The sequence below is a fragment of the Deminuibacter soli genome, from assembly GCF_003412455.1.
GTDB classification, from domain to species: Bacteria; Bacteroidota; Bacteroidia; order Chitinophagales; family Chitinophagaceae; genus Deminuibacter; species Deminuibacter soli.
The window spans coordinates 119629-139319 of record NZ_QTJU01000008.1; the positions used below are offsets into that span (position 1 = coordinate 119629).

16 protein-coding genes are annotated in these 19691 nt (G+C 45.0%); 10 read left to right on the forward strand and 6 right to left on the reverse strand.

From position 1 onward, the window contains the following. The first annotated feature begins 89 nt into the window (after window positions 1–89). The 10 genes from DXN05_RS18915 (at window position 90) to DXN05_RS18960 (ending at window position 12759) form a co-directional block, all read left to right on the forward strand. Entirely contained in the window at window positions 90–1388 is a 1299-nt protein-coding gene (locus DXN05_RS18915) for an O-antigen ligase family protein (RefSeq protein ID WP_147313990.1), read from the forward strand. After that, a complete protein-coding gene (locus tag DXN05_RS18920) occupies window positions 1363–2418 on the forward strand; it encodes a glycosyltransferase family 4 protein (RefSeq protein ID WP_158559331.1) in 1056 nt (351 codons plus the stop codon). The genes DXN05_RS18915 and DXN05_RS18920 overlap by 26 nt, the downstream gene beginning before the upstream one ends. After that, on the forward strand, window positions 2415–3497 hold the full coding sequence (locus DXN05_RS18925; protein ID WP_116848851.1) for a glycosyltransferase family 4 protein: 1083 nt from the start codon (window positions 2415–2417) through the stop codon (window positions 3495–3497). The genes DXN05_RS18920 and DXN05_RS18925 overlap by 4 nt, the downstream gene beginning before the upstream one ends. Continuing rightward, window positions 3494–4486: an NAD-dependent epimerase/dehydratase family protein gene (locus DXN05_RS18930; protein WP_116848852.1), complete on the forward strand. Its 993-nt coding sequence runs from the start codon at window positions 3494–3496 to the stop codon at window positions 4484–4486. Before DXN05_RS18925 ends, DXN05_RS18930 begins: the two co-directional genes overlap by 4 nt. Before the next feature lie 15 nt (window positions 4487–4501). Then, window positions 4502–5269 (forward strand): WecB/TagA/CpsF family glycosyltransferase, encoded by a 768-nt coding sequence (locus tag DXN05_RS18935; protein ID WP_116848853.1) that lies wholly within the window; start codon window positions 4502–4504, stop codon window positions 5267–5269. Then, window positions 5269–6252 carry an NAD-dependent epimerase/dehydratase family protein gene (locus tag DXN05_RS18940; protein ID WP_116848854.1) on the forward strand — a complete coding sequence of 328 codons (984 nt, stop codon included), beginning with the start codon at window positions 5269–5271 and terminating at the stop codon, window positions 6250–6252. Before DXN05_RS18935 ends, DXN05_RS18940 begins: the two co-directional genes overlap by 1 nt. Before the next feature lie 67 nt (window positions 6253–6319). After that, window positions 6320–7720 (forward strand): undecaprenyl-phosphate glucose phosphotransferase, encoded by a 1401-nt coding sequence (locus tag DXN05_RS18945; RefSeq protein ID WP_116848855.1) that lies wholly within the window; start codon window positions 6320–6322, stop codon window positions 7718–7720. Next, the gene (locus DXN05_RS18950) at window positions 7710–9371 is read left to right on the forward strand and encodes a capsule assembly Wzi family protein (protein ID WP_116848856.1); all 1662 of its coding nucleotides are present in this window, start codon (window positions 7710–7712) and stop codon (window positions 9369–9371) included. The genes DXN05_RS18945 and DXN05_RS18950 overlap by 11 nt, the downstream gene beginning before the upstream one ends. 25 nt (window positions 9372–9396) lie before the next feature. Next, entirely contained in the window at window positions 9397–11679 is a 2283-nt protein-coding gene (locus tag DXN05_RS18955; protein WP_158559333.1) for an SLBB domain-containing protein, read from the forward strand. Between the two features lie 3 nt (window positions 11680–11682). Continuing rightward, window positions 11683–12759: a hypothetical protein gene (locus DXN05_RS18960; RefSeq protein ID WP_116848858.1), complete on the forward strand. Its 1077-nt coding sequence runs from the start codon at window positions 11683–11685 to the stop codon at window positions 12757–12759. Here DXN05_RS18960 and DXN05_RS18965 read toward each other — a convergent pair. The 6 genes from DXN05_RS18965 to DXN05_RS18990 all read right to left on the reverse strand — a co-directional run bounded on the left by DXN05_RS18965 (window position 12756) and on the right by DXN05_RS18990 (window position 19680). Then, on the reverse strand, window positions 12756–14423 hold the full coding sequence (locus DXN05_RS18965; protein ID WP_158559335.1) for a capsule assembly Wzi family protein: 1668 nt from the start codon (window positions 14421–14423) through the stop codon (window positions 12756–12758). The genes DXN05_RS18960 and DXN05_RS18965 overlap by 4 nt on opposite strands. 38 nt (window positions 14424–14461) lie before the next feature. Further along, window positions 14462–15925: a capsule assembly Wzi family protein gene (locus DXN05_RS18970; protein ID WP_158559337.1), complete on the reverse strand. Its 1464-nt coding sequence runs from the start codon at window positions 15923–15925 to the stop codon at window positions 14462–14464. Between the two features lie 243 nt (window positions 15926–16168). Then, the gene (gene rfbA, locus DXN05_RS18975) at window positions 16169–17026 is read right to left on the reverse strand and encodes a glucose-1-phosphate thymidylyltransferase RfbA (RefSeq protein WP_116848861.1); all 858 of its coding nucleotides are present in this window, start codon (window positions 17024–17026) and stop codon (window positions 16169–16171) included. Between the two features lie 27 nt (window positions 17027–17053). Continuing rightward, window positions 17054–17614 (reverse strand): dTDP-4-dehydrorhamnose 3,5-epimerase, encoded by a 561-nt coding sequence (rfbC, locus tag DXN05_RS18980; RefSeq protein ID WP_116848862.1) that lies wholly within the window; start codon window positions 17612–17614, stop codon window positions 17054–17056. 69 nt (window positions 17615–17683) lie between these two features. Continuing rightward, window positions 17684–18736, reverse strand: coding sequence for a dTDP-glucose 4,6-dehydratase (rfbB, locus tag DXN05_RS18985; RefSeq protein ID WP_116848863.1), 1053 nt, complete (start codon window positions 18734–18736; stop codon window positions 17684–17686). Between the two features lie 11 nt (window positions 18737–18747). Then, window positions 18748–19680 (reverse strand): GDP-L-fucose synthase family protein, encoded by a 933-nt coding sequence (locus DXN05_RS18990; RefSeq protein ID WP_116848864.1) that lies wholly within the window; start codon window positions 19678–19680, stop codon window positions 18748–18750. Window positions 19681–19691: the final 11 nt, after the last annotated feature.

The following is a 19691-nucleotide window of genomic DNA, read 5'->3' on the forward strand; positions in this document are numbered from 1 at the left end:
TCTTCATTGCACTCTACCATATTTTGCATGGCAGGGTACACAAAATGCTGCTCTTTATCATCTTCGGGCTTCCCATTTACATTACTACGATGTCTGTTACATTAATGTATGGATACGGCAAATATATTCCCATACTGCAGGCTTTTAAAGAGCTTACTATATTAATTGCACTGGCCACTATTATTTTTTCTGTTCACCGCGCGGTAAAGCTCGATAAAATTGACAAACTGGTGCTGGCTTATGCAGCTTACAGCATGTTGTACGTGGTATTACCTGTGGGCAATTTCCCACTGTACGAAAAGCTGCTGGCCTTTAAAACACTGTCTTTTTTCCCATTCATTTATTTTGCCGGCCGGCTTATCCGCGTCGCTTCTGTAAACATTACAGAATACTTTCATTATATATGTCTGGTGACCATTGCAGCAGCCATTGTACTGGTATTTGAGGTAGTACCCTATACGCATCTTCAAACCGTTACAGGCTATGCCGATTTCAACTACTACTTTTACGACCTGAAGCCCGCAGGCAACTATGGCCTTACCTGGACTTTTGAAATTGAAAACGGCCTTAAACGTTTTGCCAGTTTTTTTGCCAACCCGCTGGAGCATGCGGCTTCAAACCTCATTACACTGTCTGCATTAATAGCGCTTGCTGTAATAAACAAACGCATTGTATTAACCCGCCTGCTTGTTGTTGCGTTTGCTGCTACAGTATTTTCCGTCATTTTTGCGCTGTCAAGGGCATCCCTGGCCAGCTTCTTTTCTATCCCCTATGCCTATGCCTGGCTGGCCGGTAAAAAGCGCTGGCTGAAAATAATTCACTACGGTGCAGCTGTGGGTGTACTGCTTTTCCTGTTATTGTTAAAGGGAGATTTATACGATTTTATTATCAATAGTATCGATTTCAGCAATTCGTCCAGCGTGGCGCATCTTATTGAGTGGCAAAATGGTCTTGATGCCATTATTCAACACCCGCTTGGCCTGGGCCTTGGATCTTCGGGCCGCACCGCAGCTACTGCCGGTTTGAGCGTTGGCGGCGAAAGCCAGTTTATTATTTTATCGGTACAGATTGGGCTGATTGGTTTATTCCTGTACCTGATGATATACTTTAATATTATTATCACCGCTGCACGCATGTATAAAAGTCCCGGCGGTAAGATACATAAAACGGCAGTGTTTGTTTTTCTGTTGAAAATTAGTTTGTTTATACCACTTTTTACCGCTGAAGCTGAATCTTACCTGTATATCAGTTATATTGGGTGGTTCTTCTCGGGCTTTTTGGTTAATTTAAAGATGCAAGCCAATGATTATAGGAATAGATATCCGGGATTTGAAGCTGGCCGAAACAGGTCAGAGGACAACATTGGAAGAGACGTGCAGGCAATTTAAATCGGGCGCTTACTCCAATCATACTTTTCACTTTTTCGACACCTCGTTACCGGTATATTCGGGGCGCAACAAGGCGCTGCTGCTGCTGTCGCATCTGCAAATGCAGTTTTGGAAACAGGTAACACTTCCGTTTAAAGCCTGGCGAAAAAAATGTGATATTCTTTTCTGTAACGATTATTTCACACCATTGGTAACCCCGGGATTTAAAACCGTTCAGGTTTTTCACGATGCATTTTTTTTCGAATACCCGCAACATTACAACCGTATTTGGCTGGTCATGTTTAAACTACTTGCCCTGCCGGCCGCCAGGCGTTGTAAGTACGTGGTAGTGCCCACCAATTATGCCCGTGAACGGGTGCATCATTTTACCCGTATACCCAAAGAAAAACTGGTGACCATTTTTGAAGGCCCCAAAACCTTTCCGGTTACCGATACAGCTACCGCATTACCTGCCCAATTACAGGGTGCGCAAAACTGCCGTTACATTTTGCATGTAGGGGTAATGGAAAAACGTAAAAACCTGCCGGCGCTTATAAAGGCTTACAAAATGCTGCTTAATGAAGGTTATACCGGCTACAAACTGGTACTTGTTGGCAAAGGCAGCGGAAAAACACACTCCGACAGTGCCGGCGAAGTGGCAGAACTGATTAAAATATTGCAACTGGAGCAACATGTGCTGGTTCCCGGTTATCTCACAAATGAAGAGCTGGCACATGCCTATGCACATGCAGACATGTATGTTTTTCCTTCTGTAAACGAAGGTTTCGGTATTCCCGTATTAGAAGCATTCAGGTTTAACCTGCCGGTACTGGTTGCCAACAATACCTGCCTGCCTGAAGTAGGAGGCGATGCTGTACTCACATTCAACCCTTTTGACGAAAAGGATATCTGTAATAAAATAAAACTGGTAATAGACACACCTGCCCTGAAAGAACAATTACAATTAAAAGGTAAAGAAAGACTGGCATTGTTTTCATGGGAGAAAGCCGCTGCCGAATTATTTGAAGTGTTTAAAATGGCAGTGGCATGAAACTACTGATTATCGGACAAATCCCTCCGCCTTACGGAGGTCAGAGCATTAACATCGAAAAAATGATGCGCTGCCTGGAGCAGAATCGCTTCAATTTTCGCTTTGTACGCATGGATTTCAGCGAGACAACGCATAACATGGGTATCTTTACCCCCAGGAAACTGGCGAAACTGGTCGCTGTTTTTTGCAAAATAATTGTTCAGCTCATCGTATACAGGCCAGGATTGGTGTATTATCCACCCGCAGGAAGAGGAAAGGCCGCCATGCTCAGGGATATAGCATTGCTACTACCTGTACGGCTGCTGGGCTTTAAAACGGTGTTTCATTACCATGCAGGCGGTATTTCAGAATTGTATGCCGGTTTGCATCCATTACTTAAACCCTTTTACCGCCTGGCTTATTTTAAAAGCGATTATGCCATTTGCCTGAGTGAGTACGGGAAAAAAGACCCTGTATTTTTAAAGGCAAAGCAAATCGTTGTTATCCCGTCGGGCGTGCAGGAGCCGGTTAGCCGCAGCGTGCGAAACGGAGTGCAGTCAAAGGAAGTGCTTTTTATAGGCAAATGCAGTGAAAGTAAAGGCCTGCTCAGTTTCATCGAGGTAATCAGGGCATGCAGGGAAAAAGATGCAGCTATTACAGGCCTGGTAGTGGGTGAGTTAGGAGGTGAAAAAGAAAAGAACGCGGTTGAGCAAGCGATCAGTGATGGCATATTGCACTATGCAGGTGTTCAGCTGGGAGCAAACAAGGCTGCCTGTTTTAACAGGGCCGGCCTGTTATTGTTCCCCTCTTTTTTTGAAGCGGAAAACTTCCCTACGGTGATACTGGAAGCATTTTCCTACGGGATGCCGGTGGTAGCAAGCACCTGGCGGGGTATACCTGACCAGGTAATTGACGGGTACAACGGCTTTTTGCATAATTGGCATGATATTCAAGGAATGACAATATCAGTGCTTTCACTAATCGCTGATAATGAATTATACACGAAGCTGTCTGTCAACGCAAGAGAAACTTATGAAACAAAATATACACAGGCTATTTTCGAATCGTCTGTCATTAAAAATTTTAATCAGTTTAAATGACTAAATTTTTAATAACCGGGGGCAATGGTTTCATTGGTACAAATTTTATTGAAATGCTCAGGTATGAGACTACGGAAGCGTACGCAGTTACCATAGTTGACATTCAGGCGCCCAAAATACCATTGAACAAAAATGAAACCTGGGTAAACGTAAATATACTAGACCGTCAGGCATTGGAAGCCGTATACCGGGAAAACCAGCCTGATATCGTTTTTCACCTTGCTGCAGAAACTGCCTGCCTGCCTCATATGACCCTGAGCGACTACCCGACCGTTACTACGGGTTCGCAGCATGTATTTGAACTTTGCGAACAATTTAAAACAGGTTTTCTGGTGCACACTTCTACCCAGTTTGTACACCAGGGCAACGGGCAGCAGCCCGTTTCAGACATTGATTATGCCCCCCATACGGTGTACGGTGAAGCCAAGGTTATCGCAGAAAAACAGCTGCGTAACGGCAATTACAACTTTAACTGGAGCATCATACGCCCCACCAATGTATGGGGTCCCTGGCATTTACGTTATCCCTATGAATTCTGGAAAGTGCTGCGCAATGGCAAATATTTTCATCCGGGCCGCCAGCAGGTAATCCGTTCGTATGGCTTTGTAAACAATGTTTGTTTGCAGGTACTGGAGATTATAAAAAGAAAAAATGAAGCTGCCGTTTCCCGGCAAACATTTTATGTGGGCGATGCTCCCATGAACCTGTTTGAATGGGTGAACGCCTTTTCAATAGCGATTAACCGTAAACCGGTAAGAGTTATACCTTCGGGCTGTATTTATGCGCTGGCAGTAGTAGGTAGTGGTTTGCAGCAATGTGGTATCAGCTTTCCTATTACCCTGTCAAGGTATAAAAGCATGACCCAGGAAAATCCTGCGCCGATGGAAAAAACGTTCAGTGTACTTGGCCAATCGAGATTTTCATTGCAGGAAGGTGTAAAAATAACAACAGACTGGCTGGTTCCTTTCTGGAATAAAGAAAAAATATAATTCAACACGCAGGCTATGGTAAATGTATTGGGGGTTCCGCTTTATACATCTGATATTCCCACTTTTACGAAGGCAATTATCGATGACATCCTTCAGGGAAAACCCCGCACAACCAGGCTTGTGAGCGCTACTGGCGCACATGGTATTGTGCTGGCCAACCAGCATCGTGCGTTTATGGAAACCCTGCACCATTTTCATACGAACCTGCCGGATGGTATGCCGGGTGTATGGATTGGCAGGGCGAAAGGGCATAAACAAATGCGGCGGTGTTATGGCCCGGATGTTTTTTTGTCTGTAATTGAAGCTACGGCGCAAACAGGCATCAAACATTTTTTTTGCGGAGGCAAAGAGGGAGTAGCCAATGAATTGAAAAATGTTTGTAATATAAAACTGAAAAACGATTATATTGTAGGCACTTTTTGTCCTCCTTTCAGGGATATGACCGAGGAGGAACTAATTGATTTAGCTGACCTTATACATTGCTCACAGGCTGACATTGTATGGATTGGCCTCAGCACCCCCAAACAAGAATATTTTGCCAGAAGGCTGCAAAAATACATCCGTGTTCACGCTGTGTTTACGGTTGGAGCTGCCTTTGATTTCCATACCGGTAATGTAAAACAGGCTCCGGCCTGGATACAGAAAGCGGGAATGGAATGGTTTTTCAGGCTGACAATGGAGCCCAGTCGGCTGTATAAAAGATATTTCACAGTAGTTCCCTTGTTTCTTTATATGAACCTAAAGGAATTATTAGGCATAAAAAGTTCAAAACACTCTTTATAATGAAAACAGCTCTAGTTTGTGGTGCAGGCGGCTTTATTGGAGGGCATCTTGTAAAAAAACTAAAAAGTGAAGGTTTCTGGGTGCGCGGCATTGACCTTAAACCTAACGAATTTGCAGCCTCGGCCGCAAATGAATTTATTATTGGCGATTTAACTAATCCTGTTGTTGTTGCAGATGTTTTAAACAAACCGTTCGATGAAGTATATCAACTGGCAGCAGATATGGGTGGGGCCGGTTATATTTTCACCGGCGAAAATGATGCAAACGTAATGCATAATTCAGCCCTTGTAAACCTGAATATCGCAGAGCTCTCTGTAAAAGCCGGTGTAAAAAAGCTGTTTTATTCTTCCTCTGCCTGTATATATCCTGCTTACAACCAAAACGACCCCGATAATCCCAACTGTGCAGAACATTCAGCCTACCCCGCAGCACCAGACAGCGATTATGGCTGGGAAAAATTGTTCAGTGAACGTATGTTCCTGGCCTACAGCCGTAACTACGGACTTAATGTACGCATTGCCAGGTTTCATAATATTTTTGGGCCGGAAGGCACCTGGACCGGCGGTAAGGAAAAAGTACCTGCAGCACTCTGCCGCAAAATTGCCGAAGCTGAGGATCGCGGCCAGATAGAGGTATGGGGCGATGGCAAGCAAACACGCTCGTTTTTGTATATCGACGAATGCCTGGAAGGCGTACGTCGCTTAATGCAAAGTGATTTTGAAGGTCCCGTAAACATAGGTTCTGAGGAAATGGTATCTGTAAACCAGCTGGCTCATATGATTGCTGCTATTGCCGGCAAAGAAATACACATCCACAATATTCCCGGGCCGGAAGGGGTACGCGGAAGACGCTCTGATAACAAGCTGATTTACGAAAAACTGAAATGGGCACCGTCTGTTCCTTTAAAAGACGGGCTGGCTAAAACCTATGCCTGGATTAATGCACAGGTGAAAGTGAAAGTAGATCAGCCTACTTATATTTAATTTTTACCGGCTGCTGCTGCCAGGCGGCAGCAGCTGTTTTGGCTACCGTTGTATTACACTTATTTCAATGGCTAAAGCATACAATAGATATGCAACTTTAAGATACCTGATCGATATTCCCTTATTGCTGATAGCCTACTGGGGGGCCCTTGCTATTGGCAACAGGCAATTGCTGCCCAATAGCGTGAGTTATTACCTTTTTTCGCTGATAATTCTGGGAGCCTGGTTTATGTCCGGTATATTTTCGAAGGTTTATACAGACAAACGCTCAGATAAATTTTCAGAACAGATTGTATATATTTTTTATAACCTGTTCCTGTTTGGCCTGTTTCTTAGCTCTGCATCCTATTTTCTAAAAAACTATGTACAGTTTTCTATTTATTTCTTCCCGCTGCTGATGGGTAATGTATTTGTATTGCTTACACTGGCCAAATACATTATCCGTAAATACATTCACGTAGGTATTTACAAAGGAAAACTGTTCGACAACATACTGGTAGTAGGCGCCACTGCTGCGGCCTACGATTTCTACGAGACCATTAATAAATATTATTATTACGGGTATAAGTGTGTGGGCTTTTTAGACAATAGCACGTTTAAACTCAATGGCGCCCCTTACCTGGGCAATATTGAAAACCTTGGTAATGTTCTAAAGCAGCGCCCCATTGATGAGGTAATTATTGCTTTGCCCAGCGCCCAACATCAGCAAATACACTATTGTATGGAAGTATGTGATTCTAATGCTACCAAGGCCCGTATTATTCCTGATTTAAGCCAGTATACTTCTGCTTCAACGCAGGTGAACAATATCGGCCTGCTGCCGGTAATCAACGTGCGTCCGCTGCCACTGGATAAGCTTGAAAACAAACTGCTGAAACGCAGCTTTGACATATTTTTTTCACTTTGCTTTTTTGCCGCAATAGGCATCTGGCTGCTGCCGCTGATAGCCTTGCTTATCAGGCTCACCTCGAAAGGCCCCAGCCTTTTTAAACAGGAACGGTGGGGGTTGAACAATAAACGCATTGTTTGTTACAAGTTCAGAACTATGGTGGCTGCCAGTACAGATACAGATGCCAGCGGTGCTTACCTGCAGGCCACCAAAGACGATCCGCGCGTTACCAAACTGGGACGTTATCTTCGCAAAACCAATCTCGACGAGCTGCCGCAGTTCTGGAACGTGTTAATGGGCAGCATGTCGGTAGTTGGGCCAAGACCGCACCCTACTCCATTGAATCTTGAATCTATTCATGTAGTGGAAAATTACATGATGCGTCATATGGTAAAACCTGGTATTTCAGGCTGGGCACAGGTAAATGGCTGCCGGGGCGAAACAAAGCAATCCGGTTCAATGCAACGCAGGGTGAATTTCGATCTGTATTATATTCACCGGTGGACTTTTGGACTGGATATGCAGATTATTCTTCAAACCGTTATTAATATCATAAGAGGAGATCAAAATGCCTATTAGAAAGTACCCTTTGTTTACCATATGTATTGCCTGCTTATGCCTGTTTCTGTTACCTGCGGCTGGTGTAAAAGCCCAGCCTGTATGGGAAAACTACCGCAACGAAATTTACAATTATCTCTACCGCATGGCACAGAAGGGCCTGATACATTTTGATGACATTATCAGGCCTGTTACCCGTGAAAAAATAGGCAACAACCTGCAACAATTGCTGCAACAGGAAGCCTCCTTATCACCGGTAGAAAGAAAAGAACTGCATTATTACCTGAAAGAATATTCCAACCCGGCCGATACCCTTGTAACAGGCGGCAAGGAAGTTCACCTGTTTCAAAACGATAGCTATGGCCGCTGGCGGGCCTTTAGCGCCAACAATAAAGATGTGGCAATTTATGCCGACCCTATTGCAGGCGGTGCCATAACGGCAGGAAACGGGGAAAGCTATACAGAAAGAAGTATAGGCTTGCAATTCTGGGGCAAAATCGGGAAACACGTTGGTTTTCAGTTCTATGGGCGCGATGTAACCCAGAGCGGCAGCGGCAGGCAAACGCTTCAGCATGCTTATTCGCCCAGCCCGGGTTATGTATTGCAGTCAGATTCTATCAACCGCCACAACTATTCTGATATCAGGGGAAGCATTACATATCAATGGCGCAATGGCAGCATCAGCGCCGGGCAGGATTACCTGCTTTGGGGCTACGGTATCAACAGCCGGCTGGTATTATCTGATAAATCGCCTGCCTACCCGTACCTACGCCTCGATTACCAGCCATTTAAATGGCTTAGCTTTAATTATACGCATGCCTGGCTTAACTCTGACCTGCTAGATTCCGGTCGCACATACAGCTACGGCAACACAGCTTACGGCGGTAAAAGAAATATCTATATCAGTAAATTCATGGCACAGCACAGCTTTACTGTGCACCCTGTTTCCGGGCTGGACTTTAGTTTGGGGGAATCGATCGTTTACAGTGACAGACTTGATATCGGTTACCTGTTTCCGCTAATGTTTTTCAAGGTTTACGACAATGCCAACAGCAACAACGATTTGCTGGCAGGCGCCAACGGGCAGTTTTTCTTCCTGGCCAGTGCGCGTAACCTTATACCTAAAACACACTTATACAGTACCCTGTTAATAGATGAAATAAAAATCGCCGACGTATTTGATAAAAACAAAAGCCGCAATCAACTGGGATATAATGTTGGCGCTTCTGTTACAGATTGCTTTATTCCTTATCTTACACTAAACGCCGAGTATACCCGCATTAACCCGTTTGTTTACCGCAACCTCAATCCGGCGCAGAATTACACCAATCATTCGCTTAGCCTGGGAGACTGGCTTGGCAGCAATAGTGATCGTTTTATTATTGGCGCTTCGTACACCCCCTTCGCCAAAGTAAAATGCCTCGTTCAATTTCAGGCAACCCGCAAGGGCGGACCGGGTACCATTGACCAGCAATACTTTGCTGAACCCCAACCCCCGTTTTTGTTTGACAGGCAGTTTAGTACCAAAGAGTGGCTTTTTCAATGTTCATACCAATGGATTCACAATCTTTACCTGCAAGGCTACCTGAACCTGTATAATGAAAACAACCAGGTAACCGGGCTTCGTACCAAACAGCAGATTTTACACCTTGGCATTCAATATGGCTTATAATTTTTTATTCAGAGATCAGAAACACATGAAGCTATCACATTCAGCGAATGTCTTCGGCGCAGTGGCGCTGATTATATTACTATCGTTTATTTCACTGAGCAGCGGGGCACAGGCTATTCCGCAGGCAGGCAAGAACAATACACAGGATCAGCAGCTTATTCAACTATACCAGCAGGCCCGGAAATCGGGCATGTCAGACGCTGATATCAACAGCATGCTGCAGCAGCGGGGCATGAGCGCCAACGATATTGGTAATTTCAGGAAAAGAATGCAGGGTTCATCTGGCAATAAGCCGGATAGCATGCCGGCAGTTGTACGGGATACTGTTTGGCTGAAAGAAGCACCCGAACCTCCCAAAAAGCTTAACTTTTATGGTTACGACTTTTTCAATACACCCAACCGTTCTTTTGCGCCGAATGTACAAATGGCCACACCGGCCGGTTATGTACTTGGCCCGGGTGATGAATTGCTGATTGCCGTTACCGGTTTAAACGAAAACGACCTTTCGGCTAAAGTAACGCCAGAAGGTAATGTAAAACTGCCTTATGCCGGCGTTATTGCGGTATCTGGCTTAACTATTGAACAGGCCCAGCAGCGTATACGCAGTAAGCTATTGCCCGCTTATCCGGCACTGGCATCCGGTAAAACACAGCTGCTGGTAACGCTCGGGCAGCTTAAAACCATTCATGTTTCTATTGTAGGCGAGGCTGAACGCCAGGGCACTTACACAGTTTCATCTGCAGCCGGCTTTTTTAATGTATTGTATCTTTCAGGCGGCCCGTCGGCCAACGGCTCCCTGAGGCGCATTGAACTCATCCGCAACAACAAACCGGTAGCAACAGTTGATTTCTACAATTTCCTGCAAAAAGGCATTTTTGAAAACAATCTGCGGCTTGAAGACCAGGATATTATCCGCTTTCCTGTTTACCAGAAAAGGATAACTATCTCAGGCGAAATAAAACGCCCGGCTGTTTACGAACTGCTGGATAAAGAAACCCTGGGCGATGCATTGACCATGGCAGGCGGATTTGCTGATAATGCTTACCGCGAGCGCCTGAGTATAATAGAAAACGGCACGCAGGAAAAAAGGGCGAGAAGTGTTGCTGCAACAGATTTTAATTATTTTCTGCCACGCAATGCCGATTCTGTTTTTATTGACAGGATAGCAGGCCGTTTTGAAAACCGCATTATACTTTCCGGCGCAGTGAAACACCCCGGCACCTACGAGCTAACTGAAGGCATGACACTGCAGCAATTATTGCAGCAAGCCAATGGGCTACTGGAAACTGCCTTTTTAAACAGGGGATATATCAAACGCAGAAAACCGGAGGGAGAAAGGGAAATGTTTTCTTTTAACCCTGAAATGGTATTAAACGGCAGGCAGGCACCTATTGCCCTGGTAAAAGAAGATTCGGTTTACATATTCGATAAAGATGACATCACCGCCAGCCCGTCGGTAGCTATCGGCGGAGCTGTTCGCAGTCCCGGCACATTTACCTACAGGCAGGGCATGCGTCTCGAAGACCTGGTTATTATGGCTGGTGGCTTTACCATTAGTGCTGCTAACCAGCGCATAGAAATAAACAGGCTTGAAAAAAACACGTCAGATACACTTGCCAACCAGCTGATACACCTGGTTACCCTGCAGGTTGATTCTGCATTGACCAGCAATGACAGCCGTTATGTGCTGCAGCCTATGGACTATATTTTTGTGCCGCAACTGCTGAACTACCGTGTGCTTGGCAATATAAAAGTAACCGGAGAGGTGTTATACCCCGGCGAATACACACTTGAAAAACGCAACGAAGCCGTGCAGGATATAATTGAACGTGCCGGTGGAGTTAGCCCCTTTGGCGCGTTTAAAAACCTGCAGGTATACCGCAACCACCTGCGTGTTGGAACAGATATTTTTTCCTCGCCCGATAATCATGAACCATTTTTGCTGCAACCCGGCGACAGCCTGTATGTGCCACGTAACGAATCTTTTGTTGAAGTGGATGGCCAGGTGTTTAACCAACAGATCGTTAGTTATAGTTCAAGTCACTTTATGGATTACATCTCAGCTGCAGGGGGCGTTACCGATAATGGCAAACTTAAAAAGGCCTATATTCAGTACAGTAATGGCATCAACAGAAAAATAAAACACTTCCTGTTTTTCAGAAGATATCCCAAAGTATTGCCAGGCAGTAAAATTGTGGTTCCGGAAAAATCATTGTACCCTAACGGCCTGTTTACTGCAACATCCATTGCAGCTTATACAAGTATTTTCACCGCCCTGATCGCGCTCATCAGCGTATTAAAAAACTAATGCATGCAGCAGACTACCGGAAACGATATGAATTTTGAAGACAGGGAATTTTCTCTTGCTCAAACCTGGCATCAATGGACGAATGCAGGCATGCAGGTGTTGCATCACTGGAAAAAATTGCTGGCAGCAGCAGCAGTGGGTGCTTTATTGGGTGGGATATATGCAGCCATTAAGCCGGTTACTTATACGGCAAGTATGAGCTTTGTAATGGAAGATACTAAAACAGCCGGAGGTTCACTAATGTCAGCCTTGTCTGGCCTGGGAATCGATATGGGTGGCTTGTCTGGCGGCAGCGGCATGCTGGCTGGTGATAATATACAGGCGCTGGTGAAAAGCCCTTCTTTTGTTCGCCGCACACTGCTCACGCCTTATAACGACACCGGCAACTATTCCCTTGCCGATAAATATGCAGAGATATATCAATTGAAAGAGAAATGGCTGCATCACAAAAAGGTACAGCAGCTGGTTCAATTCCCGGTTAATAGTCATTTTACACGCCTGCAGGACAGCCTGATGCAACGAATTATTAAAAGCATTGTGGAGGGTAGTTTGGCAATCAACAAGCCGGATAAGAAGCTGAACATTTTTCAGCTGGATGTGAGCATGCGTGAAGAGAAATTAAGCCAGCTTTTTTGCGAGCGGCTGTTGAGTGGAACTATTAATTTTTATATAGATACCAAAACGCACAGGCTGAAAGTGAATGTAGACAGGCTGCAGCAGCGGGCAGACAGTATAAGTACGCTGCTGAACCATAAAACGCTGTCTTCATCGCAAAGTGATATAATGCTGCTGGATGCGAACCCTGCATATGCAGGCCCTGTAGCGTCTGCGGAAATAACTTCGAGGGAAAAATTGCTGCTCACCACTATTTATGCGGAAGTGGTAAAAAACCTGGAACTGAGTAAAACTGCCCTGGCCCAGGAAACGCCCGTAGTACAGATTATTGATAATCCCGACCTGCCGCTGAAGCGCAATGAAAGCAAATGGTACGTTACCGGTTTCGCCGGTGCTGCTTTATGTACTTTGGCTATAGCATTGCTACTATTGTTTCAGACGAGCAAACGCCTTCCGGATTCTTAAAACCGGAAGGCAGCCGATACCGTTCCGTTAAGATGGAAAACATCATACCCCCTGTAAAATTTCTCATTACCGTCTGTTCTTAATACCTGCCACTGGTAATCCAGCGCGCGGATAAAGCCCAGGTTGCCTGAAAATACAAATTGTTTGTAGTTCCATTCTGCATTAAAGGTGGTTGACAAATCAACCCATTTACGGGTGTAATCCTGTATGTAACTAAAAGTATAGTAGTACAGGTCGTTGTTGTGCAGGTAACGTTCTAATTTAACCCCCAGTTTTTTGCTGCCCTTGATCCAACTAACTTCCAGGGTTTGGCTGTTGCTGCCCGGACCAATACCAGCGCCCAGCACGCGGCCATCTTGTGTGTAGCCCTGCCGCACATAGGAATGCGTATACCAACTCTGCGGGTTGTTCATGGTAAGATCACCGGTAGGCAATTGCATCTGGCACAGTTCCAGCAACAGCTGAATGTGGCTGCCATCGCGGTTGTCGAACAGCTTGCGTATACCCATTACATATGCCCTGGGATACTGGTGATCCTGGAAAATGCCGGTGGGCATCAGCGAGCGGTCACCACGGCCATATTCAATGTATATTTCTGCTTTTTCCGATGGCATCCAGTAGCGCACAAACAAAGACCCCATGGATGCCTTTGAGCCTTCTTTTTCAGAGCGTGTTACCGCTTTGCCAAAAAAGCCCTGCAACGGCAGAAAATCAAGCGGGGAGGTAAGTTTTGAATGGTATTGGTAAGAAGCTTTGGCGATGCCCAGCGAAAGATGTTTTACCCATTTAGGCTGCCAGGTAACAATCATCCCCGTCATATAACGCCATTGATTAAACTTAGGATCATTTAAAAATGCACCATTGTATACCGCATACTCACCTGGTGATGGATAGGATGTATTGTCAAGCTTGCCTGCAATCACCTGGCCTTCAAATGAACCAATACCTGTTTCAATGGGCTTAATGGTATTAATGGTACCGTGTAAAAAACCAGGTGCATTATTGCTCAATATAAGTGCATTATAAGTACCTGGTCCCCACCACATGTTTTCCGTAGAAACACCTATTGAAATTTTACCGGTGTTGTAGCGTATGCTTGATTGACCAGGATAGAGGTGTACATAGTTTTTGCCGCCGAAATGCTCTGGCATGTCTATCGTATTCGTCCAATGACTGTAAGTGCTCCACTCTACAGGCACAAATTCTTTGGGTGCATTGAGGTAATCGGGGTTGGCAGCATATACCAGTTGCGGGCTCACCTGCACAGTAATATGTTTACCAAACTGTGCGTACACACCCGGGCTTAACAATGCCTGGTAGCCTTTTGCTGGAATCATGGGTGCAATGTTCCAGGCATACGGCAGTTTAAGATTTACCTGCTGCGTTAATTGTACAGGCAACAACTGCACCTTGTTGTTATCCTGCTGAAACAATATGCCGTTGTTTTTTGACTTGTAAGGCGCTATTGAATCCAGCGTGGCTACCGGCACCTCAAGCATGTTTAAGGTTCCGGAAATAGTAGAATCAGTAAGCCCTGCCAGCTGGCTGCGCCGCATCAGGTCAAGCCCCTGCGGCAGCACTATAGTTTGTGACCTGCCTTTCAGTAAACATGCCAGCACCAGGCAGGTAAGTATAGGAAGCGCTTTGATTTGCTGTTTTTTCATTTTCCTGATATTAGACTGTATCGCGTGTGCCATGGATTTTACAAACGATAACCCGCCGTTACGATGCCATGAAAATTGAACGCCGAGCCTTTTTCCCAGGCATAGTTGTGGCTGCTGACAAACTGAAGCAGGCCACTGAATAACCAATGCCTGTAAGCAATCTGGCCATTAAATCCAACCGACATATCAGTCCATTTAACATTGTGGTAAATCGGATCATTCTCCATTCTCTCCAGCATTATACCCAGTCGTTTAAAACCCTTTACCCAGGTAGCAGTAAAAGTTTGCAGGTTATTACCAGCACCAATACCCGATCCTAAAATCTGGTTGTAGTTGGTGTAGCCCTGGTATATCTGGCCATGCCAGTACCAGTTATAAGCTTCACGAACAAGATAATCGGGGCTTTGCTGTAACTGCGTTAATTCGAACCCGGTTTCCAGGCGCTGATTGTTGTGCAGCGGGAATATTTTTTTCAACCCAAGTACATAGGCCGCAGCGTGCGTTGGTGATAAAAAGAAATCGCGTGTATCATATGCGTGATCGTTAAATCCATATTCGCCATACACTTCAAACTGAGCCCTGGGAAACACCCAGCGAAGAAACAATGACGTAACCTGGTCACGCCGCAACGAATCTTCGTTCTCGTTCATATCCTTCTGGAAAGGGCTGATTACAGGAAGGTATTTATTAAAAAAGCCGCGCTGGTTAAGTTGTAAGTCGTTGTGAAATGTCTGGAAAGCCCTTGTAATACCGAGAAACAGGCCAGGCGTCCATTTGGGGCTATAGGTTAAAACAATGCCATTGAAATAGCGCCAGTCATGGTTTACTGTATCTGCAGGAAAGCCAAACACCACAGTGGGCTTCATGTAATAATTTTGGTACAGTATGTTTTTGGAATCATCCACCAGTTTACCTGCCACCAGTTCCCATTCAAAGCTGCCGATACCCGTTTTAAGTGGCTTTGAACTATTCAGCACCAGGTGTGGCATACCAGGAGCGTTGTTGGTCATTACAAGTGAATTGTAAACGCCTGGCCCCCACCACATATTTTCTGTTGAAATACCTGCTGATACCGGCCCAACAGTAAGGCGTATACTGGATTGGCCTGGAAACAAATGTTTATAATTCGCCAGCGGCACTCCGCCATATTCGCTGTTATAAGCAAACCGGGGATTGGCTGCATATACAAATTCAGGGCGAAGTTGCACGCTCAAAGGACCGGCTTTAATAAATACACCCGCAGATACCATTGTTTGGTAGCCTTTACCGGGAATCATTGCTCCATCACTCCAGCCATACGGATGATGTGAATTATATTGCTGCTGCCAGCTAACAGGCAGTATTTCGGCATAAACCGATTTGCCAAGGCTGATATGGCTTTTAAAAGAGTTTGTTCTGGTATAACTGGAATCTATAAGCCGGTACAGGCTATCGGTAGTAAATTTCCGGGAAAAATAAAAGGGTCTTGCGCTAAGCGAATTGGTAATGTCGTATTGCCCCATTATCTGCAAAGACCTAATACCATCGTCAGTTCCCTGAGCCCCGATTGGAATACTTTGCGCCCGTAGGGACATTACAGCAACACAGTTCAAGCCAAACAAGGCGAAGACGCGCTTAAGCATTTGTATCAGTTTATTTATTTCCTCGGTTTGAGTGCAATTTAGCTGTTATTGCACATCCACAATAGTCGCCCCTTAATTATATCACCGTTCTTCTATTTGCCGGCAATGGCTCCCGCGCAATTGTTATTTGATATTCCGCAGGTAAACGCCGTACCCGCTCTTGGCATAAATATCTGCCAGCTTCATCAGCTGTTCATGATCAATAAAGCCCATACGGTAAGCCACTTCTTCAATGCACCCCACCTTGGTTGACTGGCGTTTTTCAATTACCCGCACAAATTCACAGGCATCACTCAGCGAATCAAATGTACCCGTATCAAGCCACGCCACGCCACGATTCATAACACCTACCTGCAACTTGCCCTGTTCAAGGTAAACCCTGTTTACATCGGTAATTTCATATTCACCGCGTGCGGATGGCTGTATGTTTTTGGCAATCTCCACAACGCTATTATCGTAAAAATACAAACCAGGCACTGCGTAGTTTGATTTGGGTTTGGAAGGTTTTTCTTCAATACTCAATGCTTTGAAGTTATTGTCAAACTCAACCACCCCATAACGTTCAGGATCGTGTACTTCGTATGCGAAAATAGCGCCGCCTTCTACATTATTGAACGATTGCACCAGTTGACTGAAGCCTGCTCCCCAGAAAATATTATCACCGAGGATGAGTGCTACTTTTTCTTTTCCAACAAACTTCTCGCCTATTACAAAAGCCTGTGCCAGGCCATTGGGTTTCTCTTGCACAGCATATTCAAATGAACAACCTACTGCTTTACCATCACCCAGCAAACGTTGAAACTGATCGGAATCTTCCGGCGTAGTGATAATCAGTATTTCTTTTATGCCCGCGAGCATCAGCACCGATAGTGGATAGTAAATCATCGGTTTATCGTAAATAGGCATTAACTGCTTGCTGATACCCCTTGTAATGGGATATAAACGTGTTCCGGACCCGCCGGCAAGAATAATTCCTTTCATACTTTTTCCTTTTTATGTGGCCGCAGTTTATGCGTTGGCCATTGAAGCGCTGTATTCTTTTAAAGTAGGCAGCAAAAGATCTTTATCTGACAACAGTATTTCATCCTGTGCCAACTGCCAGTTGATGTTAATGGACGCATCATTGTATATGATCCCTCCTTCTGCAGGCTTATTGTAGAAATTATCGCATTTGTAGAAAAATGTGGCTTCTGCACTCAGCACAGCAAAGCCATGCGCAAAACCGCGTGGTACAAACAATTGGGTATGCGAATCTTCGCTCAGCTCTACAGCCACATGCTTACCAAAAGTTGCAGAACCCGGGCGCAGGTCAACCGCCACATCCAGTACTTTGCCTTTTAATACACGCACCAATTTCGATTGTGCAGCATCACCTTTCTGGAAATGCAAACCACGCAGTACGCCCCGGCTGGAGTGTGACTGGTTATCCTGTACAAAAGGAATGGTATGGCCTGTTAAATCAGCAAATTTCTGCTGGTTAAAACTCTCGAAAAAATAGCCACGGCTGTCAGGGAAAACGGTATCATGTATAATAAAACAGCCTTCAAGGGCAGTTTGCTCAACTTTCATAGTAAAGATCTTTATGCATATCTGCCAATAGCAGCATGCCCTGTTCTTAGTGAAACAGGGCATGACTAATTATGCTTCGTATTGTTGTGCGTAATAGGTTTTATAGGCACCTGAAGTAACATGGTTTAACCATTCCTGGTTACTGAGGTACCAGTCGATCGTCTGGCTCAGTCCTTCTTCAAATGTTACCGATGGTTTCCAGCCCAGTTCTTTGTTTATTTTGCCTGCATCGATGGCGTAACGCAAATCATGGCCAGGCCTGTCTTTTACATAACTGATCAGTTGCTCGCTTTCACCTGCTGCCCTGCCCAGTTTTTCATCCATTTGTTTACACAGCAGTTTAACAAGGTCAATGTTTTTCCATTCGTTAAACCCGCCAACATTGTAAGAATCGTGGTTTTTACCTTCATGAAAAACAATATCTATGGCACGGGCATGGTCTATCACAAACAGCCAGTCCCTGGTGTTTTCGCCTTTGCCATAAACCGGCAGCGGCTTTTTGTTGATGATGTTATTGATGAACAACGGAATCAGTTTCTCAGGAAAATGATTGGGTCCGTAGTTATTGGAGCAATTGGTAATTACATAACCCAGGCCATAGGTTTCGCCGTAAGCGCGAACGAAATGGTCAGAGCCTGCTTTACTCGCCGAATAGGGTGAATTGGGTTCATAGGCTGTGGTTTCGGTAAAGAAACCTGTATCGCCCAATGTGCCAAATACTTCATCGGTTGAAACATGGTGAAAACGGTGGCTGGCATAATTGCCTTTCCAGGCTTCCTTCGCTACGTTCAGCAGGTTAACGGTTCCGATGATATTGGTATATACAAAATCAAGCGGGGAGTGAATAGAACGGTCTACGTGCGATTCAGCTGCGAGGTGAATAACATCGGTAATGCCATGTTTTTCAAATAATTCACCTATTACATCTGCATCCAGTATATTGGCTTTCTCAAAAACATAGTTGGCAGCATGTTCGATATCCTTCAGGTTTTCCAGGTTGCCTGCATAGGTAAGGGCATCGAGGTTGACAATTTTATACGAAGGATATTTGTTTACAAACAGGCGTACTACGTGTGAACCTATAAAACCTGCACCGCCTGTAATGAGAATGGATTTGGACATGAACAAACGTATTAGTTGAATTCTTTATTTTTTATTTCTTCGTACACCGCAGTAATTCCCTGCTGCAGGGTAGTAGAAGCTTTCCAGCCCATGGCATGCAATTTACTTACATCCATCAGTTTCCTGGGGGTGCCATCCGGTTTTTCTGTATTAAATACAATGTCACCTTCATAGCCTACAATCGATTTTACCAGCCTGGCAAGGTCAGCAATAGTAATATCTTCCCCTACGCCCACATTTACCAATCCGGCTTCGTTGTAATTTTCCATCAGAAACATACAAGCCCCGGCCAGGTCATCGGCATGCAGAAATTCGCGCAATGGCGTTCCTGTACCCCATATTTCAACGCTGGGCAGCTGCTGTTTTTTGGCGGTAATAAATTTACGCAGTAAAGCCGGTAATACGTGCGATTTCTGCAGGTCGTAATTGTCGTTGGGACCATACAGGTTCGTTGGCATTACCGAGATAAAATTACAACCGTATTGTGCGCGGTAGGCGTTGCATAACTCTATGCCGGTAATTTTAGCAATAGCATATGGCTGGTTAGTTGGTTCCAGCAAACCTGTTAACAGGTATTCCTCCTTCAGTGGCTGGGGAGCCAGTTTGGGATAAATGCAGGAAGAGCCGAGAAACATCAGTTTTTCCACTTTATTTTCATAAGCCGAATGTATTACATTGGCTTCTATCATCAGGTTTTCATAAATGAAATCTGCCCGGTAGGTATTATTTGCTACAATGCCCCCAACTTTGGCTGCGGCCAGGAACACGTAGGCCGGTTTCTCTTTTTCAAAAAAGCCGGCTACAGCCTGCTGGTTCCGGAGATCGAGCTCGGCAGAGGTTTTTACTACAATATTGCTGTATCCTTCTTTCTGCAACTTGCGCAAAATAGCAGAACCAACCATTCCTCTGTGCCCGGCAACAAAAATCTTCGCTGTCTTTTCCATGGATATAAGGG